General features: G+C 62.0%; 19 protein-coding genes and 1 tRNA gene. 11 read left to right on the top strand and 9 right to left on the bottom strand.

Translation table 11 applies throughout. From position 1 onward, the window contains the following. Nucleotides 1–4: 4 nt before the first annotated feature. A complete protein-coding gene (locus C4N04_RS09690) occupies nt 5–1,000 on the bottom strand; it encodes a KpsF/GutQ family sugar-phosphate isomerase (protein ID WP_009986194.1) in 996 nt (331 codons plus the stop codon). A gap of 143 nt (nt 1,001–1,143) precedes the next feature. Here C4N04_RS09690 and C4N04_RS09685 point away from each other — a divergent pair, with 143 nt between their 5' ends. Then, nucleotides 1,144–2,664 (top strand): outer membrane beta-barrel protein, encoded by a 1,521-nt coding sequence (locus C4N04_RS09685; RefSeq protein ID WP_106795946.1) that lies wholly within the window; start codon nt 1,144–1,146, stop codon nt 2,662–2,664. A gap of 116 nt (nt 2,665–2,780) precedes the next feature. Here C4N04_RS09685 and galU read toward each other — a convergent pair whose 3' ends face one another. Next, complete coding sequence (gene galU, locus C4N04_RS09680; RefSeq protein WP_038691247.1) at nt 2,781–3,668, bottom strand: UTP--glucose-1-phosphate uridylyltransferase GalU; 888 nt, start codon at nt 3,666–3,668, stop codon at nt 2,781–2,783. A 203-nt stretch (nt 3,669–3,871) separates the two neighbouring features. Here galU and C4N04_RS09675 point away from each other — a divergent pair, with 203 nt between their 5' ends. Both C4N04_RS09675 and C4N04_RS09670 read left to right on the top strand, forming a co-directional pair. Further along, on the top strand, nt 3,872–5,095 hold the full coding sequence (locus C4N04_RS09675) for a lytic murein transglycosylase (protein WP_038691249.1): 1,224 nt from the start codon (nt 3,872–3,874) through the stop codon (nt 5,093–5,095). A 142-nt stretch (nt 5,096–5,237) separates the two neighbouring features. Continuing rightward, complete coding sequence (locus C4N04_RS09670) at nt 5,238–6,479, top strand: DUF459 domain-containing protein (RefSeq protein WP_080771718.1); 1,242 nt, start codon at nt 5,238–5,240, stop codon at nt 6,477–6,479. A gap of 155 nt (nt 6,480–6,634) precedes the next feature. Here the strand turns inward: C4N04_RS09670 and C4N04_RS09665 are convergent, their stop codons facing one another. Together C4N04_RS09665 and gltB are read right to left on the bottom strand one after the other, a co-directional pair. Next, entirely contained in the window at nt 6,635–8,089 is a 1,455-nt protein-coding gene (locus tag C4N04_RS09665; RefSeq protein ID WP_077990663.1) for a glutamate synthase subunit beta, read from the bottom strand. Between the two features lie 225 nt (nt 8,090–8,314). Continuing rightward, nucleotides 8,315–13,036 carry a glutamate synthase large subunit gene (gene gltB, locus C4N04_RS09660; protein ID WP_106795945.1) on the bottom strand — a complete coding sequence of 1,574 codons (4,722 nt, stop codon included), beginning with the start codon at nt 13,034–13,036 and terminating at the stop codon, nt 8,315–8,317. A gap of 542 nt (nt 13,037–13,578) precedes the next feature. Here gltB and C4N04_RS09655 point away from each other — a divergent pair. Then, nucleotides 13,579–14,631 carry a low specificity L-threonine aldolase gene (locus C4N04_RS09655; protein ID WP_106795944.1) on the top strand — a complete coding sequence of 351 codons (1,053 nt, stop codon included), beginning with the start codon at nt 13,579–13,581 and terminating at the stop codon, nt 14,629–14,631. 46 nt (nt 14,632–14,677) lie between these two features. Here C4N04_RS09655 and C4N04_RS09650 read toward each other — a convergent pair whose 3' ends face one another. Beyond that, nucleotides 14,678–15,532, bottom strand: coding sequence for a LysR family transcriptional regulator (locus tag C4N04_RS09650; protein ID WP_106795943.1), 855 nt, complete (start codon nt 15,530–15,532; stop codon nt 14,678–14,680). Nucleotides 15,533–15,626: 94 nt separating this feature from the next. Here C4N04_RS09650 and C4N04_RS09645 point away from each other — a divergent pair, with 94 nt between their 5' ends. After that, on the top strand, nt 15,627–16,631 hold the full coding sequence (locus tag C4N04_RS09645; RefSeq protein WP_106795942.1) for a bile acid:sodium symporter family protein: 1,005 nt from the start codon (nt 15,627–15,629) through the stop codon (nt 16,629–16,631). A 74-nt stretch (nt 16,632–16,705) separates the two neighbouring features. On the opposite strand, the gene C4N04_RS09640 is transcribed toward C4N04_RS09645, so the two are convergent. Further along, nucleotides 16,706–17,176, bottom strand: a complete 471-nt coding sequence (locus tag C4N04_RS09640; protein ID WP_096769926.1) for an Hsp20 family protein — start codon at nt 17,174–17,176, stop codon at nt 16,706–16,708. A 422-nt stretch (nt 17,177–17,598) separates the two neighbouring features. Here C4N04_RS09640 and C4N04_RS09635 point away from each other — a divergent pair, with 422 nt between their 5' ends. After that, nucleotides 17,599–18,573 (top strand): alpha/beta hydrolase, encoded by a 975-nt coding sequence (locus C4N04_RS09635; RefSeq protein ID WP_106795941.1) that lies wholly within the window; start codon nt 17,599–17,601, stop codon nt 18,571–18,573. 50 nt (nt 18,574–18,623) lie between these two features. Here C4N04_RS09635 and hisN read toward each other — a convergent pair whose 3' ends face one another. Both hisN and C4N04_RS09625 read right to left on the bottom strand, forming a co-directional pair. After that, the gene (hisN, locus tag C4N04_RS09630; RefSeq protein ID WP_009997125.1) at nt 18,624–19,397 is read right to left on the bottom strand and encodes a histidinol-phosphatase; all 774 of its coding nucleotides are present in this window, start codon (nt 19,395–19,397) and stop codon (nt 18,624–18,626) included. Between the two features lie 282 nt (nt 19,398–19,679). Then, the gene (locus C4N04_RS09625) at nt 19,680–20,561 is read right to left on the bottom strand and encodes an N-formylglutamate amidohydrolase (RefSeq protein ID WP_009997126.1); all 882 of its coding nucleotides are present in this window, start codon (nt 20,559–20,561) and stop codon (nt 19,680–19,682) included. Between the two features lie 189 nt (nt 20,562–20,750). On the opposite strand from C4N04_RS09625, the gene cpdR1 reads away from it, so the two are divergent. The 5 genes from cpdR1 (at nt 20,751) to C4N04_RS09600 (ending at nt 24,199) form a co-directional block, all read left to right on the top strand. After that, complete coding sequence (cpdR1, locus tag C4N04_RS09620; RefSeq protein ID WP_003542883.1) at nt 20,751–21,113, top strand: response regulator CpdR1; 363 nt, start codon at nt 20,751–20,753, stop codon at nt 21,111–21,113. 84 nt (nt 21,114–21,197) lie between these two features. Further along, nucleotides 21,198–21,272: transfer RNA gene (locus C4N04_RS09615), tRNA-Val, on the top strand. Nucleotides 21,273–21,372: 100 nt separating this feature from the next. Further along, entirely contained in the window at nt 21,373–21,654 is a 282-nt protein-coding gene (locus C4N04_RS09610) for a hypothetical protein (RefSeq protein ID WP_106795940.1), read from the top strand. A 633-nt stretch (nt 21,655–22,287) separates the two neighbouring features. Further along, a complete protein-coding gene (locus C4N04_RS09605) occupies nt 22,288–23,331 on the top strand; it encodes a porin (RefSeq protein WP_106795939.1) in 1,044 nt (347 codons plus the stop codon). A gap of 373 nt (nt 23,332–23,704) precedes the next feature. Beyond that, on the top strand, nt 23,705–24,199 hold the full coding sequence (locus C4N04_RS09600) for a hypothetical protein (protein ID WP_183598226.1): 495 nt from the start codon (nt 23,705–23,707) through the stop codon (nt 24,197–24,199). Nucleotides 24,200–24,205: 6 nt separating this feature from the next. On the opposite strand, the gene C4N04_RS09595 is transcribed toward C4N04_RS09600, so the two are convergent. Further along, on the bottom strand, nt 24,206–24,925 hold the full coding sequence (locus C4N04_RS09595) for a hypothetical protein (protein WP_106796006.1): 720 nt from the start codon (nt 24,923–24,925) through the stop codon (nt 24,206–24,208). Between the last annotated feature and the right edge of the window lie 159 nt (nt 24,926–25,084).

Here is a 25,084-nt window from a genome sequence, read left to right as displayed (position 1 = left end):
CCGATCAGGCGACGCCGATCCGCAGCAGGTCATGGAAATGCACCAATCCGAGCGGCCGTCTGTCCTCGTCGATGACGATCAGCGCGCCGATGCTGTGCTGATTGAGCAGCGCCAGGGCCGCGGTCGCCAGCATCGTCGGCTTCACCGTCTTCGGCGTCTTCGTCATGATGTCGTCGACGGCAAGCTCGGCGAGATTGCGGGTCAGGTTTCGCGCCATGTCGCCTTCGGTGACGATGCCGCAGAGCCGTCCCTCTTCGTCGAGCACGCCGACGCAGCCGAAGTGCTTGCGCGATAGCACGGTGATCGCTTCCGGCATCGGCGTGCCCTTGGCCACGAGCGGCACCCGCTCGCCGGTATGCATGATGTCGGCGACATGCGTCAGGCTGGCGCCGAGTTTGCCGCCGGGATGGAAGACGTGGAAATCGGTGGCGGTAAAGCCGCGCGCCTCCAGGAGCGCTACTGCCAAGGCATCGCCAAGCGCAAGCTGCATCAGTGTCGAGGTCGTCGGCGCCAGCCCGTTGGGGCAGGCCTCCTGCTCGTTCGGCACGAGAAGCACGATATCGGCGGCCGTGGCAAGCGAGGAGTGTTCGCCGCAGGTGAGCGCAATCAGCGGAATGGAGAAGCGCCGCGTGAAGGAAATGATGCTCTTGAGCTCGGCGCTTTCGCCACCTTTGGAAATCGCCAGCACGACGTCGTCGCGCGCGATCATGCCGAGATCGCCGTGATTGGCTTCGGCCGCATGCACGAAGAAGGCGGGCGTCCCGGTCGACGCGAAGGTCGCCGCCAGCTTGGCGCCGATATGGCCGCTCTTGCCGACGCCGGTGACGATCACCCGGCCGGAGATATCGCCGATGACTTCGATCGCGCGGGTGAACGGGCCGGCCAATCCATTGTCCAAGGCCTGTTCGAGCGCTTCAAGACCGCGTTTTTCGATTTCAATCGTGCGTTTTGCTGATTCGAGCACGCCGTTTTCGACCAGTTTTATCGCTCTTCTGTTCATGGAATTGCGTTAGACCTTTTCACTTTCCAAGTCCACCCCGGCCTCTTTCCGAATTGTGAACGGCGCCCACCGTCGGCAACGAATGATTAACCACGAGGCTTTACCTTTGGGTAAGAACCGAAAGCATGTCAGGCGCGAATTGCATGGGCCAGCCAAATCAGACGAGCAGTGTGACGCCGCTCCGCGCCATGAGCCGTGCCGTCTCCTTTGCTGCATTCGGCTGTCTGCTTCTCGGCCAGACCCCCGCCTTCGCGCAGTCCGCCTCACAGCCGTCGGCAAGCGCGACGAACGACCGCACCACAAACAATACAGCCATCGGTTTCGATGAGGAAACCGATGTTTCCACCATGCCTGCGGCAAACGGCACGGCCGCGAAGGCGAATGACGCCCAGCAGCGGCCCGCCATATCGGACGCACAATCCGGCGACGAGATTACCGGCTCCATCCTCGACGAGAACATGCGCCGGCTGAACACCCGTGAGGCGCGGGTCGACGAGACCCTGCCGGGGCGCCGGGTTGCCGAAAGCGCCTCGACGGCGGAAACGCCGGGCATTCCGCTCGGCACTTTCGTGCTCCGTCCGAGCGTCACCCAGAGCATCAACACCGAAACCACCAAGGATGGCGACACCAGGCAGCGGCGCGCCTTCCTCGAAACAGATGCGGCAGCGACGCTGACCTCCGACTGGGGCCGCCACCAGCTGAGCGTCACCTCGGAAGGCGCATGGCAGAGGAATATCAGCGGCGAAGGCGAGGAGCAGCCTTCCTTCAAGATCAACGGCGATCTCAGACTGGACCTTCCCCAGGATACGGTGGCGCACCTCACCGCCGGGTATAATTTCTACCGCGAAGATACGGACGACCCTGACGCGGTCGCCAACGCCACGCAGCAATCCGATGTGCAGGAGTTTTCGGCCGGGGCCTCCGTAGAACGCGATTTCGGCATCCTGCGCGGCACGACGGCGCTGGCGCTCACCCGTTCGATCTATTCCGACGCCACGCTGGCCAGCGGCGCGACCGTCGCGCTCAGCGACCGCAATCAGACGACGGGTACGTTGCGCGGCCGCGTCGGCTACGAGCTGTCGCCCGCGCTGATCCCCTTCATCGAGGCCACGATCGGCCGGACGCTCTATGACGAGACACGCGATTCCGCCGGCTACGAGCGTTCGGGCCATAGCTACGGCGTCAAAGCCGGCGTCGAGGTCGATCTCGGTGAAAAGCTGAAGGGAGAAGTCGGCATCGGCTACGCGAGGGCGGACTTCGAAGATAACAGGCTCTCGTCGATCGACACGGCCACGCTCGATGCGAGCCTGCTCTGGTCGCCGATCCGCAGCACCGATGTTAATCTCGACCTGCAGACGAACATCCAGCCTACGACTACGGCGGGCGAGAGCGGTTACGTCTCGCACGCGCTGACGACGACGGTCACGCATCAGTTGCGCGACAATCTGGTCGGCACGATGATCGGCGGGGTCATCTGGCGCGATTATCCCACCGACAGCACCATCAACGATGAGCTCGTCTATACCGCGGCGACCGGCCTGACCTGGAACATCAACCGCTATCTCGATCTGACCAGCACGCTTGGCTACGAGCTGACGACGCGCAAGGAAGGCACCGATTCGCAGCAATGGCGCGCCGGCGTCGGCCTTAAGCTCAAACGCTAAGCCTGATGTTGAAGTGTGAGCGGTTTGCGGACGACATCAGGCTAAAACATTAATAAAGAGCGCCGCGCATCTGGGAGGATACGCGGCGCTCGTCATTCATATGCTGTACGGAAAACTTACCTCAGGCCGGCAAGCAATTCCTTGAAGCCACCTTCGACGGTCGGGCGGATATCGGCGCGTTCGAGGGCGTAGGCGACATTTGCCAGGATGAAGCCGTCCTTGGCGCCGCAGTCGTAGGTCGTGCCGCGGAAGTGATACCCGGCGAAATCCTGTTCCTTCAGTAGCTTGAGCATGCCGTCGGTGAGCTGGATCTCGTTGCCGGCGCCGCGCTCCTGGGTTTCGAGGATCTTGAAGATCTCCGGCTGCAGGATGTAGCGGCCGTTGATGAAGAAGTTGGAGGGCGCCGTTCCCTTGGCGGGCTTTTCAACCATGCCGGTGATTCGGAAGCCCTCGCCGATCGCTTCGCCGACGCCGACGATGCCATATTTATGCGCCTGGTCGGGCGCGCATTCTTCAACGGCGATGATATTGCCGCCGCTCTGGCCGTAAAGGTCGATCATCCCCTTCATGCAGCCCTTGTCGCCCTTCATGATCATGTCGGGCAGCAGCAGCGCGAAAGGTTCGTCGCCGACGATTTCGCGGGCGCACCAGACCGCATGACCGAGGCCGAGCGGCTCCTGCTGGCGGGTGAAGCTCACCGTGCCGGCCTTCGGCAATTGCTGCTGCAGGAGAGTAATTTCCGCCTTCTTGGCGCGCTCCTTAAGCGTCTGCTCAAGCTCGAAATGAATGTCGAAATAATCTTCGATGACGTGCTTGTTGCGCCCGGTGACGAAAACCAAATGTTCAATCCCGGCCTCGATCGCCTCATCGACGACATATTGAATGATTGGCTTGTCGACGACGGTCAACATTTCCTTCGGAACAGCCTTTGTCGCCGGCAGGAATCGCGTCCCCAACCCGGCAACCGGAAATACTGCTTTACGAACTTTGTTATGCTGAGCCACACCCGGCCTCCTGCTTCGCCATATCGCTTTGGAAAAAGAGCCTTTTGGCTCTACCTAGTATAGAATTGCTACTGTTTTGCAATGGTGACCGCAGCCGACCGCCATGGTAAAGAATTTGTTGACTCCGTTCCTGTAGTCTCGGGTCTGGGCGGACATGACGCCTCTGCTGCACCGAAAACTGAAGATGACGGATACGACTGTCGATGATCCAGAATCACAAAAACTCCCTTCGTGGTCTTGCTCTCGCCCTCGTTGTCGCCGCCCAGGTAGGCCTGGTTCCCGACAGCGCGAAAGCTGATTCCCGGTTCCAGAAATGGATCGCGGATTTTTACCAAACAGCCGCTCAGAGTGGCATCAGTAAGGCAACCTATCAAAAGGCCTTTTCCGGGGTGAGCGAGCCCGATCCCACCGTGCTCGAGAAGGCGGCCTATCAGCCCGAATTCACCTCGAAGATCTGGGACTACGTCGATTCGCGCGTCAATCCCTACACGGTCAGGATCGGCCGCGAGATGGCCGCCAAGCACGCCCGCACGCTCAATGCGATCGAGCAGCGCTTCGGCGTCGACAAGAGCATTCTGCTCGCCATCTGGTCGATGGAATCGAACTATGGTGCGATTCTCGACAAGGATGACCGGCTGCACTACGTGCCGCGCGCGCTGGCGACGCTTGCCTATGCCGACCCGAGCCGCGCCAAATTCGCCAAGAAGCAGCTGGTTGCCGCGCTGAAGATCCTGCAGAACGGCGACGTGCCGGCACGCGAGATGACCGGCTCCTGGGCGGGCGCCATGGGCCACACCCAGTTCATCCCGACAAGCTACCTGCTTTACGCCGTCGACGCCGACGGCAACGGCCATCGCGACATCTGGAATTCGGTGCCGGATGCGCTGGCGACCTCGGCCAATCTCCTGATGAAGAACGGCTGGGATACCGGCAAGACCTGGGGCTACGAGGTCGTCGTTCCCGCTGCCGCCGCCAAGCAGGCCGGCAAGACCCATACGCTTGCCCAATGGGCGGAGCTCGGCCTGAAACGCCCAAACGGCAAGGCCTTCCGCGAAGGCGCCACCAAGGCCGTGCTGAAGATGCCGGCCGGACCGAACGGCCCGGGCTTCCTGATGACCGCCAACTTTTTCACCATCAAGAACTACAACGCCTCGGATAGCTACGCGCTTGCCGTCGGCCTGCTGGCCGATCAGATCGCCGGTTATGGCGGCATGCAGCAGCGCTGGCCGCGCCCGGACGGCGCCCTTGATATCACCGAGAAATTCGAGCTGCAGACCCGCCTGAAGACCCTCGGCTATTACAATGGCGAGGTCGACGGCAATTTCGGCTCGGGTTCGAAGGCGGCGATATCGGCGGTGCAGGAGCGCATCGGCATGCAGCCGGACGGCGAGCCCTCGCTGCCGCTCCTGAACGCACTTCGCCGCTAGAACAGGATGTGGTCCGAAAACCGCTGACACTTTTCGGCATCATGCTCTAGCGCCATGCCGAAAAGTAAGCCCTGATTGGAAGCGGCAGAACCGTGACCTACATGAATAGCGGGAGTGGACGCTGACCTATCCTGCGTGCAAGATGCCGGCAGATGCGGAACTGCCCATGATGAAGAAAACTGATCGGACCCCGAAAATCCGTTGGCTGGTGCTCGCCTTGACGGCGGCTTCGCTGTGCGTCGGCGCGCTTGCGCCGGTGCATGTCGCCGAGGCCCAGGAACAGCGCTACGAGCGCCGGTCGATCCTCGATTTTTTCCTTGGCCGGCGCTATCTCGATGACGGGCCGCAGGCCCCTGATGCCCAGCAGCCGAGGCGCCAGCAGCAGCGCAAGCGCCCGCCGGCGCAGAAGGCGGTGATCAATACCCGCACCGCGCCGCCGGTGCGGCCGCCGGTGCAGGAAGAGCCGGTCGTGCAGAAGCTCGGCGACGCCAAGAAGATACTGATCGTCGGCGATTTCCTCGCCAGCGGCCTCGGCGACGGCCTGACCGCCGCCTTCGAGACCTCGCCCGGCGTCGTCGTCGAAGCCCGCGGCAACGTCTCCTCAGGCCTTGTCCGCGACGATTATTACGACTGGCCGGGACAGCTGCCGAAGATGATCGACGAGCTGAAGCCGGCAATGGTCGTCGTCATGATCGGCGCCAATGACCGCCAGCAGATGGTGACCGACACCGCCAAGGAAAAATTCCGCACCGACGGCTGGTTCGCCGAATATCGCCGCCGTGTCCTTTCCTTTGGCAAAGAAGTCACCGACCGGAAGATCCCGCTGCTCTGGGTCGGGCTGCCCGCCTTCGAATCCGATCAGATGACGGCCGACGCCGTCCAGATGAACCAGCTCTACCGCAACCAGGTCGAAAGCATCGGCGGCGAATTCGTCGATATCTGGGATGGCTTCGTAGACGAAAACAGCAACTTCATCGTCACCGGTTCGGATGTAAATGGCCAGCAGGTGCGCCTGCGCACGTCCGACGGCATCAACCTCACGCAGGCCGGCCGCCGCAAGCTTGCCTTCTATGTGGAAAAGCCGGCCCGCCGCATTCTCGGCACCCAAGCAAGCCCGGATCTGGTGCGGCTGGACGAAAGTGCCCTGCCCGGTCTCGGCCTTCCCACCAATCCGGTCGAACACACCGTGCCGATCAGCCTCTCCGATCCCAATCTCGACGGCGGCACCGAGCTTCTCGGCGCAAGGCCGCCGCCTATCACGCTGACGAAATCGCCGCGCGATCTGCTTGTCGAGCAGGGCGAGATGACGCCGGCCCCAATCGGACGCGTCGACGATTATCGCATGCCGGCGACCAAGACGCCGGCCGAAGTCTCGGTGAAATGAGAAAGTCGGTGCAAGCATGATGCTGAAAAGTGTCGGCGGTTTCGGACCACAATAAAAAGTCCGCCTGTGAACTGCCCCCCGAAAGTTGAACAACAACATTCGGGGTCAGTTCACAGGCGGAGTTCGTATCGTCATGAGCCCGTGTGAGCCGACAGTCAGTTCGGCAGCACGCTCGAGCCCATCAGAGCCTCGTCGATGGCGCGAGCAGCCTGGCGGCCTTCGCGGATCGCCCAGACCACCAACGACTGGCCGCGGCGCACGTCGCCCGCCGTCCAGAACTTCTCGATCGAGGTCTTGTAGTCCCGGTCGTTGGCGACGACGTTGGTCGAGCCGCGCTTATCGGTATTGAGCGTCAGCTTGCCCTCGAGCTCCTTCAGCACGCTCGTCGTAAACGGGCCGCGGAAACCGATGGCGATGAAGGCGAGATCGGCGCGGATGACGAATTCCGTGCCTGGAACCGGCCGCCGGCGCTCGTCGACCTCGCAGCACTTGACGCCGGTCAGCACGCCGTCTTCGCCGACGAATTCAAGCGTTGCCACCTGGAACTCACGCACGGCGCCCTCGGCCTGCGAGGAGGAGGTACGCATCTTCGTCGCCCAGAAAGGCCAGACGGCGAGCTTGTCTTCCTTCTCCGGCGGCTGCGGCCGGATGTCGAGCTGGGTGACCTTGACGGCGCCCTGGCGGAACGCCGTGCCGACACAGTCCGACGCCGTATCACCACCACCGACGACGACGACATGTTTGGCGCCGGCCAGAATCGGGTCCGACGGCCAGCCGACGCTGTCGATGTTCTCGCGCCCGACACGGCGGTTCTGCTGCACCAGATAGGGCATGGCATCATGCACGCCGGCAAGGTCAATGCCCGGAATGCCCGCCTCGCGCGGCGTCTCGGAGCCGCCGCAATAAAGCACGGCGTCATGATCGGCGAGCAGCTGCTCGACCTTGACATCGACGCCGACATTGACGCCGCAATGGAAGGTGACGCCCTCGCCCTTCATCTGCTCGACACGGCGGTCGATGAAGTTCTTTTCCATCTTGAAATCGGGAATGCCGTAGCGCAGCAGACCGCCGGGCTTGGTCTCGCGCTCGTAGACATGTACCTCGTGGCCGGCGCGGCCGAGCTGCTGGGCGGCCGCCATGCCGGCGGGACCAGAGCCGATGACGGCGACCTTCTTGCCGGTATGGACGGTGGCCGGTTGCGGCCGGATGAAGCCGAGCTCATAGGCCTTGTCGGCGATCGCCTGCTCGACCGTCTTGATGGCAACAGGCGCATCTTCGAGATTCAAAGTGCAGGCTTCCTCGCAGGGCGCCGGGCAGACGCGGCCGGTGAACTCCGGGAAGTTGTTGGTCGAATGCAGGTTCTGGATCGCCGCTTCCCAGTTGTTGTTGTAGACGAGGTCGTTCCAGTCGGGAATCTGGTTGTGCACCGGGCAGCCGGTCGGGCCGTGACAATAGGGGATGCCACAGTCCATGCAGCGCGCGGCCTGTTTCTGCACTTCCGGATCCGACATCGGGATCGTGAATTCGCGGAAATGGCGGATACGATCCGACGCCGGCTGGTACTTCGCCACCTGCCGGTCGATTTCCAGAAACCCTGTTACCTTACCCATCTCTTCGTCCCTTACCCTCATGACCGGCTCATCCGCGGCCAATTGTCTGTCGTCAGTCCCGGCATTCCGGGCGGGTTACTTCTCTTGACCGTCATTGGAACATATCCCCTGAAACTTCCGGGCGATCTCGACGGCCGTCGGCCGTCGCATGATCGTCACGGATCATCGAGACGTTTCCGATATTCGCCACCCGCAATCAGCACGTGGCGAATATCCCGGTGCAAATCACTCCGCGGCGATGCCCATCCGGCTGCGTTCCATTTCCTCGAGCGCACGGCGGTATTCGACCGGCATGACCTTGCGGAACTTCGGACGGTAGTCGGCCCAGTGATCGAGGATCTGCTTGGCGCGGGTGGAACCCGTATAGTGCAGATGATTGGAGATCAGCTGGTAGAGGCGCTCCTCGTCGTGGCGGGTCATGTCGCCCGAGACGTCGACGCGTCCCTTGTGCATGAGATCGCCGCCGTGATGATGCAGCTTCTCCAGCATGTCGTCTTCTTCCGGCACCGGCTCGAGTTCGACCATCGCCATGTTGCAGCGGCTGGCGAAATCGCCGGTTTCATCGAGCACATAGGCGACACCGCCGGACATGCCGGCCGCGAAATTGCGGCCGGTGGCGCCGAGCACCACGACGACACCGCCGGTCATATATTCGCAGCCATGGTCGCCGACACCCTCGACGATGGCGATCGCGCCGGAATTGCGCACAGCAAAACGTTCGCCCGCCACCCCGCGGAAGTAGCATTCGCCCTCGGTAGCACCGTAAAGCACGGTGTTGCCGACGATGATCGAGTTTTCGGCGACAATCCTCGAATTCTCCGGCGGCCGGATGATGATCTTGCCGCCCGAAAGGCCCTTGCCGACATAGTCGTTGCCGTCGCCGATCAGGTTGAAGGTGACGCCGCGCGCCAGGAAGGCGCCGAAGCTCTGACCTGCCGTGCCGCGAAGCGTCACGTTGATCGTATCTTCCTTCAGCCCGCGGTGGCGGTAACGCTTAGCGACCTCGCCGGACAGCATCGCGCCCGCCGAGCGGTCGACGTTCTTGATGTCGACCTCGAAGGCGACGGGCGTCTTGTCGGTCAGCGCTGGCTGCGCCTGTTCGATCAGCACGCGGTCGAGAATGTCGTCGATCGGGTGCTGCTGCCGGCTCGTCCAGAAGGTCTCCTCCTTGGCGGCATCGACTTTGTGGAAGATGCGGCTGAAGTCGAGACCCCTCGCCTTCCAGTGCGCCAGCATCTCGTCCTTCTCCAGCAGCTCCGAAGCGCCGATGATATCGTCAAGCCGGGTAAAGCCGAGCGAGGCGAGGATTTCACGCACTTCATTGGCGACGAAGAAGAAGTAGTTGATGACGTGTTCCGGCGTTCCCTTGAAGCGCTTGCGCAGCACCGGATCCTGTGTCGCCACGCCGACTGGACAGGTGTTGAGATGGCATTTGCGCATCATGATGCAGCCGGCCGCGATCAGCGGCGCGGTGGCGAAGCCGAATTCGTCGGCGCCGAGCAGCGCCCCGATGATGACGTCACGGCCGGTCTTCAGACCGCCGTCCACCTGCAGCGCAACACGCGAACGCAGGCCGTTCAGCACCAGCGTCTGCTGGGTTTCGGCAAGGCCGATCTCCCAGGGGCTGCCGGCATGCTTGAGCGAGGTCAGCGGCGACGCACCCGTGCCGCCGTCGAAGCCGGCGACCGTGATATGGTCGGCGCGCGCCTTGGCGACGCCGGCGGCAACCGTGCCGACGCCAACTTCGGAGACGAGCTTGACCGAGACATCAGAGGTCGGGTTGACGTTCTTCAGATCGTAGATCAGCTGCGCCAGATCCTCGATCGAATAGATGTCGTGGTGCGGCGGCGGCGAGATCAGGCCGACACCCGGTGTCGAATGGCGGGTCTTGGCAACCGTCGCATCGACCTTGTGACCGGGCAGCTGGCCGCCTTCGCCGGGCTTGGCGCCCTGCGCCACCTTGATCTGCAGCACATCGGCGTTGACCAGATATTCGGTTGTGACGCCGAAACGACCCGACGCGATCTGCTTGATCGCCGAACGTTCCGGGTTCATCGAACCATCGGAGAGCGGCATGTAGCGATCGGATTCCTCGCCGCCCTCGCCGGTGTTCGACTTGCCGCCGATCCGGTTCATGGCGATCGCCAGCGTCGTATGCGCCTCGCGGGAGATCGAACCGAAAGACATCGCTCCGGTCGAGAACCGCTTGACGATATCGGCGGCCGGCTCGACCTCGTCGATAGACACTGGCTTGCGGCCAAGCGCCTCGGCGCTCTTGATGTTGAACAGCCCGCGGATCGTGTTCATCCGCAGCGCCGAATTGTTCACCATCTCGGCGAATTCGCGGTAGCGGTCCTCGGCATTGCCGCGCACGGCATGCTGCAGGGCGGCGACCGCGTCCGGCGTCCAGGCATGGCTTTCGCCGCGCATGCGGTAGGCGTATTCGCCGCCGATATCGAGCGTCGTCGCAAGCAGCGGATCCTTGCCGAAGGCGGCGTTGTGGCGGGCGACGGTCTCTGCGGCGATTGCCTCGAGGCCGATACCTTCGATCATCGTTGCGGTACCGAAGAAATACTTGTCGACTAGTTCCGACGACAGGCCGATCGCATCGAAAATCTGCGCGCCGCAATAGGACTGATAGGTCGAGATGCCCATCTTGGACATCACCTTGAGGATGCCTTTGCCGACCGCCTTGATGTAGCGGTAGACGATTTCCGAGGCATCGACTTCCTTCGGGAATTCGCCCTTGGCATGCATGTCGAGCAGCGTGTCGAAGGCGAGATAGGGGTTGATCGCCTCGGCGCCGTAGCCGGCGAGCAGGCAGAAATGATGCACTTCGCGCGGCTCGCCCGTCTCGACGACGAGACCGACGGAGGTGCGAAGCCCCTTGCGGATCAGGTGATGGTGGACGGCCGCTGTGGCGAGCAGTGCCGGAATGGCGATTCGATCAGGCCCGATCTGCCGGTCGGAGAGCACGATAATGTTGTAGCCGCCCTTGACGGCCGCTTCCGCGCGCTCGCAGAGCCGGTCGAGCATCTCGGGCATGCCTTCGGCGCCGCGCTCGATATCATAGGTGAAATCGAGCGTCTTGGTGTCGAAACGGTCTTCCGTATGGCCGATCGAGCGGATCTTCTCGAGATCGCCATTGGTCAGGATCGGCTGACGCACCTCGAGACGCTTGGCGTTCGCCATGCCTTCATGGTCGAGAATGTTCGGACGCGGACCGATGAAGGAGACGAGGCTCATGACCAGCTCTTCGCGGATCGGATCGATCGGCGGGTTGGTCACCTGCGCGAAATTCTGTTTGAAATAGGTGTAGAGCAGCTTCGGCTTTTCCGACATCGCCGAGATCGGCGTGTCCGTGCCCATCGAGCCGATCGCTTCCTGGCCCGTCGTCGCCATCGGCGACATCAGGATGCGGGTGTCCTCGAGCGTGTAGCCGAAGGCCTGCTGGCGGTCGAGCAGCGACACGTCGCGGCGCAGCGCCCGCGGCTCCACCGGCTTCAGCTCTTCGAGGATCAGCTGGGTCCGGTCGAGCCAGCTGCGATAGGGATGCGCGGTCGCAAGCTGCGACTTCACCTCGTCGTCGGAGATGATGCGGCCTTGTTCCATGTCGATCAGCAGCATCTTGCCCGGCTGCAGGCGCCACTTCTGGATGATCTTCTCCTCCGGAACCGGCAGAACCCCGGCTTCGGACGCCATGATGACGCGGTCGTCATCGGTCACGAGGTAACGCGCCGGCCGCAGGCCGTTGCGGTCGAGTGTGGCGCCGATCTGCTTGCCGTCGGTGAAGGCAACGGCAGCCGGCCCGTCCCAAGGTTCCATCAGCGCGGCATGATATTCGTAGAAGGCCTTGCGTTCGGCCGCCATCGACTGGTTGCCGGCCCAGGCTTCCGGGATCAGCATCATCACCGCATGCGCCAGCGAATAGCCGCCGCGCACCAGGAATTCGAGCGCATTGTCGAAGCAGGCGGTGTCCGACTGTCCCTCGTAGGAAATCGGCCAGAGCTTGGAAATATCTTCGCCGAACAGCGGCGAGGAAACCGAGGCCTGGCGCGCCGCCATCCAGTTGACGTTGCCGCGCAGCGTGTTGATCTCGCCGTTATGGGCGACCATGCGATAGGGGTGCGCAAGCTTCCACGACGGGAAGGTGTTGGTCGAGAAACGCTGGTGCACCAGGGCGACCGCGCTTTCGAAACGCGGGTCCGACAGGTCCTTATAATAGGCGCCGACCTGATAGGCCAGGAACATGCCCTTATAGACCACCGTCGCCGACGACAGCGACACCGGATAAAAATTGCTCTCCTCGCCGTCGAACTCGTCATAGATGCGGTTGGAGATCACCTTGCGCAGCGTGAACAGCCGGCGCTCGAACTCGTCGTTGTTTTCGGCATCCTCGCCGGCACCGATGAAGACCTGGACGTGATGCGGCTCGGTGGCGGCAATGGCCGGCGCCTTAGAGAGCGAGGAATTATCGACCGGCACGTCGCGAAAGCCGATCAGGACCTGGCCTTCCTCTTCAATGACGTCCTTGATGACCTTCTTGAAGTGCTCGATCTGCTTTTCATCGCGCGGCATGAAGATATGGCCGACGCCATATTCGCCGGCCGGCGGCAGGGTGATACCCTGTGCGGCCATCTCCTCGCGGAAGAAGCGGTCGGGAATCTGCACCAGAATGCCGGCGCCGTCGCCCATCAGAGGATCGGCGCCGACGGCGCCGCGGTGCGTCAGGTTCTCGAGGATGAACAAGCCGTCCTTGACGATCTGGTGCGACTTCTCGCCCTTCATATGCGCGACAAAGCCGACGCCGCAGGCATCATGCTCGTTGCGGGGATCGTAGAGGCCCTGTTTCTTCGGCAGACCGGAGGCGGATTTGGACATATTGGCCGTCGCGCGCATCTCAGCAGCGGCAAACCGGTCAAATTCCATGGATGGCGTCTTCGTCATCGTCTTTCCTCCTGTCGAAACCCGCGGGCCGCGGGCGGCTTTTCGTCCCGCACCGCAACCCGAAGATAGGTTCGGCGCATGACAGCGCTGTTGCATTGTGAAGATCGCCGCAGACATCTGCTTTTAGGGAAAGCAAACCGTCGCGTTCCGCGCCTGCCATTCGCCTCCGTGCACCGCCCGTCCTGGGGCTTGGCGCTCGGAAGAACTATAGCGTGAAAGCCCGCCTGTTCCAGGGCTTTCGGCGCCTCTTCGGCCGCAAAGGCCAAAATAGGACAGCAACACTGTCCTAATTCAGCTGTTCTATGCCAGAAAGCATTTGGCTTCGCAAGAGCACCGGGGCAAAAATCGTCATTTTGCGACGTAAGATTACCAAATCAGTCGCAAACACGAAATAAAATTACGCTACTCCGGCTTATTTTATTTATTGATTGCGCCGGTCAATTTTCGTGATGGATTATGGGCAATAGCCTTGATCCCGTAAAGGATTGACGTAATGTCCGCTGCGACCCTCCCAATCTGTTTCACTCCCCACGGTCTCCGCTATGTTCTTTGCATCCGACAATTGGGCCGGCGCCCACAGATCCATTGCCGAACGCCTGCTGGCGGAATCGGCTGGTTTTGCCCCTGCCTATGGCACTGGCGATCTCGACAAAAAAGTCGAGACCCGCTTCTGCGAGATCTTCGAACGTAAGGTTTCCGTCTTCTTCGTCGCCACTGGCACGGCCGCCAATTCCCTGTCGCTGGCAAGTGTCCAGCGCCCCGGCGGTATCACCTTCTGCCATTCCGAGGCCCATGTGATCGAGGATGAATGCGGCGCGCCGGAATTCTTCTCCGGCTCCGCCCGCCTCGTTGCCGTCGACGGCGAAGCCGGTAAGATCGATCCGGCGAAACTCTCCGCAAAAATCGCCAACTTTCCAGAGGACGCCCTCCGTCACGGCCGTGCCAGCGCCGTCACCATCACCCAGGCAACCGAGATCGGCACCGTCTATTCCCTGCCGGAGATCGGCGAAATCGCCGCCATATCACGAAAGCGCAACCTGCCGCTCCACATGGACGGCGCCCGCTTTGCCAATGCGTTGATTGCGCTCGGCGCCACCCCGGCCGAAATGACCTGGAAGCGCGGCGTCGACATGCTCTCCTTCGGCGGCACCAAAAACGGCTGCTGGTGCGCCGAGGCGATCGTCTTCTTCGATCCTGAACGGGCGCGCGAAATGCCCTTCATCCGCAAGCGCGCCGCGCAGCTCTTCTCCAAGTCGCGCTTCATCGCAGCCCAGTTCGACGCCTATTTCGAAAAGGGCCTCTGGCTCGACCTCGCCCGCCATTCCAACGGCATGGCCGATCGCTTGCGCGCCGGTATCGGCGCCAGCAACGCCGCACGGCTCGCCTGGCCGACCGCGTCAAACGAAGTCTTTGCCGTCATCAGCAAAAGTGCGGCGAAAACCGCCGAAGAAAAGGGTGCGAAATTCTATGAGTGGCCGGCGCCTGCAGCAACGCCCGAACTCGTCTCCGAAGGCGAAACCCTGATCCGCCTCGTCACCAGCTTTGCGACCAAGGAAGCGGATGTGGATGGTTTCCTGAAGTGCCTGGCCGCCTGATCGGCCGAGCCCGCCTACCAGAGGGGCTCGCGGTGCCGACGATGGCTCACGCCGACCTCAGCCCCCTCACCTTTTGCAGAATATCGTCCGAGAGTGCGGCGATCAGCGCCTGATCGGCGTCCTTGCGCGGCACAAGCACGAATTCCACGTCCTCCAGCGCCGGCAGTCTTCCCGCGGCGATCTCTTTCAGCCCCGATGGCGCCATGCTGCGCGGCTGCACCAGCACGCCCATCCCGGCCCGCGCCGCCGCCGTCAGCCCGCTGAGACTGCCGCAAGTACAGACGATCCGCCACGGTACGCCGTTGCGCCCGAGCGCTTCCAGGGCGATCGCCCGTGTCACGCTCGGCGGCGGGAAAGCAATCAACGGCAGTGGCCCGGCGGCCAGCAGCCGCTCAGGATCACGCGCCAGCCAGACGAGCGGCTCGCGATAGACGAGCTGTCCGCGTGAGTCACCGAGCCGGCGCTTGGCAAGCACCAGATCGATGTCGCCATTGTCCTGCATCTCGTAGAGGACGCCGGAGAGCGCCACGGTCAGCTCCAGGTCGACGGACGGGTGCGACCGAACGAAATCCTCCAGCGCCGCCGGCAACTGGCTGGTGACGAAATCCTCCGAGACGCCGAGCCGCAGGCTGCCGCGCAAGCTGTTGCTCTTAAACAGCGACTGCACCTGCCCCTCGATCGAAAGCATGGCGCGCGCATGCGTCAGCAGCGCTTCGCCGTCGCCTGTTAGCATGACCTTGTGTGTGTCGCGCGCCAGAAGTTTGCGACCGAGCGTCGCCTCCAGCCGCTGAATATGCTGACTGACCGTCGATTGCCCGAGACCCAGCCTGTCCGCGGCGAGCGTGAAACTGCCCATCTGTTCGACGGCGACGAAACTGCGCAACTGCGAAAGGTCCAGCATGACATCCGGATTCTTGATAACTGTTATTTCTTGCATCCTGGATCATAATGGATGACAGAACAATCACCAAACTTGTTTTTGCCGCGAGACCGCTATGCGCCGCTTTCTGCCCGATACATTCACCAGCCTGCTTGTCTGCACCGTCATCCTCGCCTCGCTGTTTCCGGCAAGCGGCACCTTCGCGGCTTATTTCGGCCTCGCCACCGATCTCGCCATCGCCGCCCTGTTCTTCCTGCACGGCGCCCGCCTCTCCCGCGATGTCGTCATCTCGGGCCTCCTGCACTGGCGCCTGCATCTCGTCATCCTGCTGACGACCTTCGGCATCTTCCCGCTGCTTGGCCTGGCGCTCGGCTTCATTCCGGACGCGATCCTGCCGCAGCCGCTCTATCTCGGCATCCTCTTCCTCTGCGTCCTGCCGTCGACGGTGCAGTCATCCATCGCCTTCACCTCGATGGCCGGCGGCAACGTGCCCGCCGCCATCTGCTCTGCCTCCGCCTCTAATATCTTCGGCATGTTTCTGACGCCGCTGCTCGTCGGCCTGCTCTTTTCCGTCGGCGGCCATGGCGGCTTCTCCCTCGACGCGCTTCAGCAGATCCTGCTGCAACTGCTTGCCCCCTTCATCGTCGGCCAGATCCTGCAGCCCTGGATCGGCGACTGGATTCGCGCAAAGAAGAAAATCCTGATGCCCGTCGACCGCGGCTCGATCCTGATGGTCGTCTATCTCGCCTTCTCGACGGCCGTCGTCGAGGGCCTCTGGCATACCTTCTCGCTCGCCGATATCGCCGTCGTCATCCTTGCCGACATCGTGCTCCTGGCGCTCGTGCTCGTTTTGACGATGTTCGGCAGCCGCTGGCTGGGCTTCAACAAGGTCGACGAGATCACCATCACCTTCTGCGGCTCCAAGAAAAGTCTCGCAAGCGGCGTGCCGATGGCAAACGTCATTTTTGCCGGCCAGTCGATCGGCGCGATCGTGCTTCCGCTGATGCTCTTCCACCAGATCCAGCTGATGGTCTGCGCCGTCATCGCCCAGAAATACGCCGCCGCCGCGGCCCGCCGCGCAACGGAACAGGAGATCAAGGATGCCGCCAGCCCCGCCTGAACAGCAACAAGCGAACGGCAATAAAAAACGGCGCCCCAAGCGGAGCGCCGTCCTTTATCCACGTGGGATAATGATCAGTTGTTGACGACCTGCGCCTCGATGGCCTTCGGAGCCTCGACCGGCTCTGCGGCAATCGCGATCCTGCGGGGCTTCATGGCCTCGGGAATGTTGCGCAGAAGGTCGATGTGAAGCAGGCCGTTCTTCAGCGAAGCGGCGGTCACCTCGACATGGTCGGCGAGCTGGAAGCGGCGCTCGAAGGCGCGCTTGGCAATGCCGCGATAGAGGAATTCGCCGCTTTCGGCGGTATCCTCGTTCTTTTCACCCTTCACGGACAGCACATGGGCATGGGCTTCGATTGAAAGTTCGGTCTCGTCGAAACCGGCAACAGCCATGGTGATGCGATAGGTGTTTTCACCGGTGCGCTCGATATTATAGGGCGGATAGGTCTGCGCCTGCTCCGGCTGAGCGAGGCTGTCGAGCATGGTGAACAGCCGGTCGAAACCGACCGTCGAACGATAAAGGGGAGAGAAGTCTACGTGACGCATGATGTCCTCCTGTGGAAGCGACGTGTTGCGATAAATGTCCCTGAAACCCCATGTTCGGCGGCCCCGGAACGGTTGCGCGGGCCCTTCTTGGCACCCGCAGCAAGGAGATGGTGATGGGATTTGCGGAGTTCAAGACCTTTTCGGAATCGCCTTGAACGGCCCGTGAACCCCGCATGAACGGCCGGTTCGGAACGCATTCAGACGCAAGCGCCTAGAAATAGCAGCGTCGGGTAAATCTGGTCCCGGCGGCTGAAGTGCATCGTCCCTTCTTCTTCAGCCTCAACCTAGGCCGGCTGCGGGCACCCTCATGCTCCTGCCGGCCCTTTTCTCCCGCCGCTTTGCGGGCGCCGCCGCTTTCCAAGCCGGGAGCCATGCGTTATCCCTGATAGCGAAGCAGTCAGCAGCGGCGCATTGGCAAAGTCATGGATCAGGTTCTCTATTCGACGCCCGACAATCCCGCCCCGGAAAACCGCACGGAAGGGTATTTTGAAACCCATGACGGCCACCGGCTGCGTTACGCCGTCTTTCGCTCCGGCGCCCAGGTCGCCAGGGGCACCGTGGTCATTCTCCATGGCCGCAATGAATTTATCGAAAAGTACTTCGAGACCATCCGCGACCTGACGGCGAAAGGCCTCTGGGTCGCGACCTTCGATCTGCGCGGCCAGGGCGGTTCGCCACGGCTGATGAAACACCGTAATCACGGTCACATCCGCCGCTTTGTCGATTACGAGCACGATCTCGACACCTTCCTCGAAAAGGTGGTGCTGCCGGATACGCGCCTGCCTTTCTACTTGCTCGGCCATTCCACCGGTGGGCTGATCGCGCTGTCGGCCGCCCCTTATCTGACGACCCGCATCGACCGCATGGTGCTGTCGGCTCCCTTCATCGGCCTGACCGGCCAGGCGGCCTCGCCCCGTGCCATCCGTGCCCTTGCAGGCACGCTGACCGCTCTCGGCCTTGGTTTCCTGCCGTTGACCTCGAAATTGAAGGAGCCGGACTTCAGCCACAACCCGCTGACCTCGGACGAACAGCGTTTCGACCGCAATGCCGCGATGATGACGGCGCATCCGGAGCTGACGCTCGGTCCGCCGACAGCCCGTTGGCTCAGCGAGGCGTTCCGGACCATAGATCGGGTCACCTCGCCCAACCATCTCTTTTCGATCACCATCCCGACCATCGTCATCGCCCCGACCCGTGACGGCGTCGTGCCCTATACGGCGCAGGAGCGGCTCTCGCGTTATTTCCGCGCCGGTCAGCTGGTGCCGATCAACGGCGCCCGCCACGAGATCTTCCAGGAACGGGATATCTACCGCGCCGCCGCGCTCGCCGCCTTCCACGCCTTCATTCCTGGCAGCGATGCCGAGGAAAACCAGGATGTCGCAGCCCTCGGCACGTGAGGCCGGATCAGTGGGGCTGACCGGGGGATTGGCCCGGTCAATCCTCGGGATCAGCGTTGCAGCACGGCGACTGCCTGCTCGTAGACCGCCCGGCTGCCGGCGGCGATGATCGAGCCGCCATTTTCCGGCCGGCCGCCGTCCCAGGTGGTGATGATGCCGCCCGCCCCCTCGATGACGGGAATGATGCCGCCGACATCATAGGGCTTCAGGCCGTTCTCGATGACGAGATCGATATGGCCGGCAGCAAGCAGCGCATAGGCATAGCAGTCGCAGCCGTAACGGAAGAGCCGCACCTGGCTCTCGATCTCCCGGTATTTCTCCATCTCCGCGCCGGCGAAGAGATGCGGCGAGGTGGTGAACAGGATGGCGTCCGAAAGCCTGTCGCACTGGCGCGTCACCAGCCGCCGCTCGCCCTCGGGCCCGCTATAGATCGAGCCGTTTTCGTCGGCGAAATAACGCTCGCCGGTAAAGGGTTGTTCGATCATGCCCATGATCGCCCGGCCCTCCTTCTGCAGGCCGATCAGCGTTCCCCACACCGGCACGCCCGCTATGAAGGCGCGGGTTCCGTCGATCGGATCGATTACCCAGACATAGTCACGGTCGAGCCCGACATTGCCGTGCTCCTCGCCGAGTATGCCGTGATCGGGGAAATTCTCCTCGATCAGCGCTCGGATGGCGAGCTCGGCAGCCCGGTCGCCTTCCGTCACCGGATCGAACCCCGAGGAAAGCTTGTTGGTGACATCAAGGCCGGAGCGGAAGCGCGGCAGCGTCTCGGCGCGGGCGGCCTCCGCCAGACGATTGAAGAACGAACGGTCAGGAAGCATGGTGGCACCATTTGGCTGGCGGGAACGGGGTTTCATAGCGAAACGTGACGGGAATGCAAACGCAGCGGGCAATTTCGGACGAATTGCTCAAAGATATCGCAGCGCAATAGATTGCTTGACATTTGTGCAATGCAATAGTAGCGTCGTCGGTACAGTCTTCTGACTGTAAATACCCTCTTTGGGTGTTTCCTCCCTAGACTTAGCCGCGCTGACCAGCGCGGTTCTTTTTTGGCCGTTACGAAAGACGACGGCCACACGAATATCGCCAAATTGAAAAGAAGATTATTCGGCGGCCAGCGCCCGGTCGCCGGCGAACTTTTCGACGTAATCGGCCATCTGCTGCATGAAGGCCGTCACGGCCTCGGCCACCGCGGCAAAATCCTCGCGCTTCTCCAGCGTCACCTCGTCGACATAGATCGCCCGGTTCACCTCGATCTGCAATGCATGCAGGCCGCGCGCGGGGCGGCCGTAATGTTCGGTGATGAAACCGCCGGCATAGGGCTTGTTGCGGATCGCCGCGAAGCCCATTTCCTCGAGGATGGCGATGGCGGCGCGCGAAAGTTCTGCCGAAGCGCTGGTGCCGTAGCGATCGCCGATGATAAAATCGGGCCGCCCGGTGCAGCCGGCGACGCGCACATTGCCGGGCATCGAATGGCAATCAATCAGCACGCCGAAGCCGAACTGTACATGGGTGCGCGCAATCAGCCGGCGCAGCGCCGCATGGTAAGGCTTGTAGACCGCTTCGACCCGATCCAGCCCCTCCTGCACCGGCAGGCGCCGCGCATAGATCTCCATGTTCTCGGCGACGATGCGCGGAATGGTGCCGAGCCCGCCGGCGACCCTCAGCGAGTTGACATTGGCATAGGGCGGCAGCAGCCCGTCGAACATCCTGGGATCGAGCTCGTAAGGCTCGCGGTTGACGTCGAGATAGGCGCGCGGAAAGTTGGCGGCGAGAAGCGGTGCGCCGAGGGTGACGGCCGAACCGAAGAGCTCATCGACATAGTGATCCTCGGAACGGCGGATGGCGATGCCTTCGAGCCTCGACTGGGCGATGAATTCCGGTGGATAAATGCGGCCGCTATGGGGGGAGTTGTAGACGAAGGGAATGGTCTGCGACACGGGCTCATGGACTTCAAAAAGCTCGTATTCGCGGATTTCCGGCACTTTCTGCCCTCTTTACCATGTCATGAACTGACTGCTTCGGCCATGTTGCCAGTTGCCCGGCCTCAAGTCCATACTATGTAGAAGGGATGGCAATCACGCACAGGCAATTCACCGGTTGTTTACCGGGCAAAGACTAGTGTAAACGGCTGGCAGCCCCACCCAAAACCTATTGATCAGCGGTCTGGATTGATGACTCAGAAGATACTTCTCGCCGAAGACGATAACGACATGCGCCGCTTCCTGGTGAAAGCGCTGGAAAAGGCCGGTTACAAGGTCCTTTCTTATGATAACGGCGCCAGCGCCTACGACCGGCTGCGCGAGGAACCGTTTTCCCTGCTGCTGACCGATATCGTCATGCCCGAGATGGACGGCATCGAACTGGCGCGCCGCGCCACCGAACTCGATCCCGACCTCAAGGTGATGTTCATTACCGGTTTTGCCGCCGTGGCGCTGAACCCTGATTCGAAGGCGCCGAAGGATGCCAAGGTCCTTTCCAAGCCCTTCCACCTGCGCGACCTCGTCGACGAGGTCAACAAAATGCTTGCCGCATAAGGCTTGCCGGGCGGCGCGTCACAAAACTGAAAAAAGCCTATTGACGGCTCCGAATGTTTTGTGATCTATGCGCCGCCATCGGATGGGCGTGTAGCTCAGCGGGAGAGCACTACGTTGACATCGTAGGGGTCACAGGTTCAATCCCTGTCACGCCCACCATCCAGATTGCTTGATCTAGAAGGCCTTTCGAGAAATCGAGAGGCCTTTTTACATCGCCGCTCGCGGGTGTGATCCACCTGCACCAGTAGGAGTTCTAGACTTGGCCCAGGTCATCAAACGACGCAAAACTCTTGTAGTTTCCAACGACAAGATTTCCCTCGCAAAAGGTATCAGCCTTCCTCAGGGACGCTACCCCGTCACCGCCGAGTACGTCGTCTCCCACATGCGCGGCAGACCGGTCGAGCAGGCCGGCCGGATCATGCTGCACCTGACGCGTCAGAACCTCCTGGACTACGGTGTCGATCTGACCGGCAGCGCGATGTTGGGCAGTGACATCGATGTCAGCGGCAACGTTGCCCGCAAGGAAGCCACCCTGGAGTGAATTCTCGGGCACGAGTGGCAGCCCCCGCGTCAAGGAAGCAGCTCAAGCCAAATCACGTCGCTGAACAACGCGAGTACCTGACCTCCCTTGTTTCCGCCGTCCCCCCTTGCCGGCCTTTGCCGCGCCTGAGACACTTCCAGGCACCGCCGGCGTCCGTCATTCCTCTCTCCCCGGCAGCTTCCACACACACCAGATAAAGAAAGCGTCGCGATTCCTCGGCTTCGCTTGCCAACCTCCGATCATGCTCATCGCAGTTACCTGTGAGCCATCGCCGGATTCGCGCAGATCACAGCGACGGCCCTACAGCATGTGAGAACATGCTCACACGCCCGTCACTTGCATTAGTGTTTCCAAGTTTCAGCCCCTCGTTGGTCGGGCATCAGGCGCTGCCGACTTCGTGACGAACAGATGACGAGTTTGTGACAAAACGCGTGTTATTTCAGCAACATAGCTGTGCCAGCCTGCTGTCATGATCGATATCGTTATTGCAGCGCAATATCCCCTATGCAACTACCGCGGCGAGGCAGGCAGCTGGTGAAAAAGGCGCCGCTTCGCTCACACGGGGTGAAGATCCGTAGGGACTGCCGATGGCAACGGTCTTCATCCTCTCGCATCTGAACTGGAGGTTATTCCATGAACATCAAGAGCCTTCTTCTCGGCTCCGCTGCTGCTCTCGCAGTAGTATCCGGCGCTCAGGCGGCTGACGCTATCGTTGCTGCCGAGCCGGAACCGGTTGAGTACGGCCGCGTCTGCGACGCTTACGGAACCGGTTATTTCTACATCCCGGGCACCGAAACCTGCCTCAAGATCAACGGTTATGTCCGTTTCCAGGTTGACGTTGCTCCGAACGCCAGCTCGATCGGCGCCGGCGGCGGCGGTTCCGTTGCCAACGATTCGGACTGGGACGCCCGTACGCGCGGCCAGGTTCAGTTTACGGCCAAGAGCGACACCGAATATGGTCCGCTGACCGGCGTCATCGTCATGCAGTTCAATGCTGACAACGCTTCGGCCCAGAAGGCCCAGCTCGACTCCGCTTACATCGACATCGCCGGCTTCCGCGCTGGTCTGTTCTACAGCTGGTGGGACGACGGCCTCTCGGGCGAAACCGACGATATCGGCTCGCCGGTCACGCTGCATAACTCCATCCGTTATCAGTACGAAACCGACGCCTTCTACGCAGGCATCAGCGTTGACGAGCTGGAAGACAGCCCGTTCTACAACGGCGAAACCGCCAACAACTTCGGCGTAGCCGTCGGTCTCGGCGGCAAGGCTGCTATCTTCAGCTACCAGATCACTGCCGGTTACGACACCGACAACGAAGAAGGCGCCGTCCGCGCTATGGGTACGGTTGCCGTCGGTCCGGGTACGCTCGGCCTCGCAGTCGTCTACGCATCCAACCCGAACGCCTACTACAACAAGGCTGAATGGGCGATCGCTGCTGAATACGCCATCAAGGCAACTGACAAGCTGAAGATCACCCCGGCTGTTCAGTACTACGACAACTACGGCATCACCGCTGGCGAGTTCAACGATGACGTCAACGCCTGGAAGGCCGGCGTAACGATCGACTACCAGATCGTCGAAAACTTCTCGGCCAAGGTTTCGGTTCAGTACCTCGATCCGGACAATGCCAGCGACGTCACCTCGGGCTACTTCCGCCTGCAGCGCGCGTTCTAATGAAAAGGGCTGCCGGCTCGTCCGGCAGCCGCAAATTCCTGATCCGACTGACCTCCGATCGGGAAAGAATGGGTCTGGACTTCCCTGCCTGGACCCATTCCCCCCGATCAGACAGTGCATTCAAGACGGCAGGCGCTCGACGAGTGCCTTGCCACCGTCATATCATGCCGGCCTGTTGTCGATAACTGGCAGCTGCGCCATTGCCGAGCCTTCCGGCCAGCAAGTTCAACGGGCTTGTTCAAGATCGCCCGCAGCCGGTGATAATCTTGTTAAGCGGGAATGGCGGAACCAAATTCGGACACAGAACCATGCCATGGCGAATCGAGGATGAGGCAGTGATTCGCCTCGCCAGCACATGGGGTTTGAAATCGAAATGAACTTATCCGCGCTTGCCGCCGCCGCATTTTTGTCCGCTGCCTTTGCATTGCCGGCGACCGCCGCGCCGGCCTCTCCCGCCGAAACTTTTCCCGGCGCTCCCGGCGTCATTACGCTTTCCGGCAAATGCGCCAAGCTTGTCGTCGCCAAGTTCGACGCCACCAAGGGCTGCAAGAACGAGCTTGCCAGCGTTACGCTGGCCAACGGCTTGGTGACGTTCATCTTCACGTCGGATGGCAAGGCGCTCGGCTTCCAGGGCGATGGCGCCGGCATCAAGCCCGCGTCCAATGGCAATGCCCGCCTCCCGCTCAGCCTGGTCACGACAGGCGTCGGCAACAAGATGACCGGTCAGGTCAAGGTCGCCGGATTCTGCACTTTCGGCAATCCCTATGCCGGCAAGCCGATCGCGATCGAATGCACCGCCGAAAGCAAGGATTCCTCCTTCACCGGCAGCTTCCGTACCGGCGGCAAACTGGTGAAAAAGGGCAAGTAGCTTCCGTCAGGCGGCGCACCAGGCGCCGCCGGCAGCCCCTGGCTTGTGCGCCAGTCCCTCATTGATCAGTTGCACGCCGAAAGAGCGCCCGTCACGCGAGACCACGCGCGGCGCGCCTGCAGGGTCGGTCTTTCCAGCCGCATTCATGGTGAAGGGTCCGGCGTTCAGCAGCGACAGCAGACGCAACTTGGCGGCAAAGGCCACCCGGCGTTCGTCATCGCAGCGCGCCCGGTCGGCCACCGGGCTTTCCATGTCGGCAATGACGATCTTTTCGCCCTTGTACCAGAAGACACCGCCGTCGCCGACGCAATTGATGTGGGCCCCCTGCCCGCAATAGCCGAAGGCGCCCGTACCGGTTTGCGGGGTCGCGGGAGAAGAAGCAGACGGCGTCGCCTTTACCGGCTGAGCCGTCGGCGTGGGAATGGCCGCCGGTGGCAATGGTTGCGCGGGCGGCGTCACTTTCGGCGCCGGCGCGGCAAGCGCCACCTGCTTCGGTGGCGCATCCCTCCTGATTGCGGGCTTCGTCTCCGCGCTCTCCCGCATCGCCACAGCCGGCTGTTTGCTCAGCATCGGCTTGATACTCTTCCAATTGTCATAGGCGGCGATGCCTGCGAATGCGGCAACGCCGATCACCATCCACGGCAGCAGTCCGCCACCGCCGCTGCGCGCCTTGCTCTTTCCTCTCGCCGGCGCCTTGCGGCGGCCGCGTGTCGCTGTCTTGGCCATCTGTCCGAATCCCGTGAGGCCGGGATTATCGCCGCCCAATCCTTTCCGAAAGGTTGGCGCGACAGAAGGATAATGTATCCTCCACCGATCCTTCCCTCCGGCGGCCAGGCTCGATCATGAATGTGGGCGCAGAAGTCGAAACGCGTGGCCGGCAAAAGC

The organism is Rhizobium sp. H4, assembly GCF_003013335.1.
Lineage (GTDB): Bacteria > Pseudomonadota > Alphaproteobacteria > Rhizobiales > Rhizobiaceae > Rhizobium > Rhizobium sophoriradicis.
The sequence above is the reverse complement of the archived record's forward strand: the minus strand, read 5'-3'. Positions and strand labels throughout refer to the sequence as shown.

Excerpts from the sequence above, each read along its gene's own strand:
- C4N04_RS09655 (WP_106795944.1), top strand. The coding sequence starts at position 13,579 with ATGTTCTTTGCATCCGACAATTGGGCCGGCGCCCACAGATCCATTGCC.
- gltB (WP_106795945.1), bottom strand. The coding sequence starts at position 13,036 with ATGACGAAGACGCCATCCATGGAATTTGACCGGTTTGCCGCTGCTGAG.
- C4N04_RS09595 (WP_106796006.1), bottom strand. The coding sequence starts at position 24,925 with ATGGCCAAGACAGCGACACGCGGCCGCCGCAAGGCGCCGGCGAGAGGA.
- C4N04_RS09650 (WP_106795943.1), bottom strand. The coding sequence starts at position 15,532 with ATGCTGGACCTTTCGCAGTTGCGCAGTTTCGTCGCCGTCGAACAGATG.
- C4N04_RS09675 (WP_038691249.1), top strand. The coding sequence starts at position 3,872 with ATGATCCAGAATCACAAAAACTCCCTTCGTGGTCTTGCTCTCGCCCTC.
- C4N04_RS09635 (WP_106795941.1), top strand. The coding sequence starts at position 17,599 with ATGGATCAGGTTCTCTATTCGACGCCCGACAATCCCGCCCCGGAAAAC.
- C4N04_RS09600 (WP_183598226.1), top strand. The coding sequence starts at position 23,705 with ATGAACTTATCCGCGCTTGCCGCCGCCGCATTTTTGTCCGCTGCCTTT.
- C4N04_RS09645 (WP_106795942.1), top strand. The coding sequence starts at position 15,627 with ATGCGCCGCTTTCTGCCCGATACATTCACCAGCCTGCTTGTCTGCACC.
- C4N04_RS09685 (WP_106795946.1), top strand. The coding sequence starts at position 1,144 with ATGGGCCAGCCAAATCAGACGAGCAGTGTGACGCCGCTCCGCGCCATG.
- C4N04_RS09605 (WP_106795939.1), top strand. The coding sequence starts at position 22,288 with ATGAACATCAAGAGCCTTCTTCTCGGCTCCGCTGCTGCTCTCGCAGTA.
- C4N04_RS09640 (WP_096769926.1), bottom strand. The coding sequence starts at position 17,176 with ATGCGTCACGTAGACTTCTCTCCCCTTTATCGTTCGACGGTCGGTTTC.
- C4N04_RS09665 (WP_077990663.1), bottom strand. The coding sequence starts at position 8,089 with ATGGGTAAGGTAACAGGGTTTCTGGAAATCGACCGGCAGGTGGCGAAG.
- cpdR1 (WP_003542883.1), top strand. The coding sequence starts at position 20,751 with ATGACTCAGAAGATACTTCTCGCCGAAGACGATAACGACATGCGCCGC.
- C4N04_RS09690 (WP_009986194.1), bottom strand. The coding sequence starts at position 1,000 with ATGAACAGAAGAGCGATAAAACTGGTCGAAAACGGCGTGCTCGAATCA.
- C4N04_RS09670 (WP_080771718.1), top strand. The coding sequence starts at position 5,238 with ATGCCGGCAGATGCGGAACTGCCCATGATGAAGAAAACTGATCGGACC.
- hisN (WP_009997125.1), bottom strand. The coding sequence starts at position 19,397 with ATGCTTCCTGACCGTTCGTTCTTCAATCGTCTGGCGGAGGCCGCCCGC.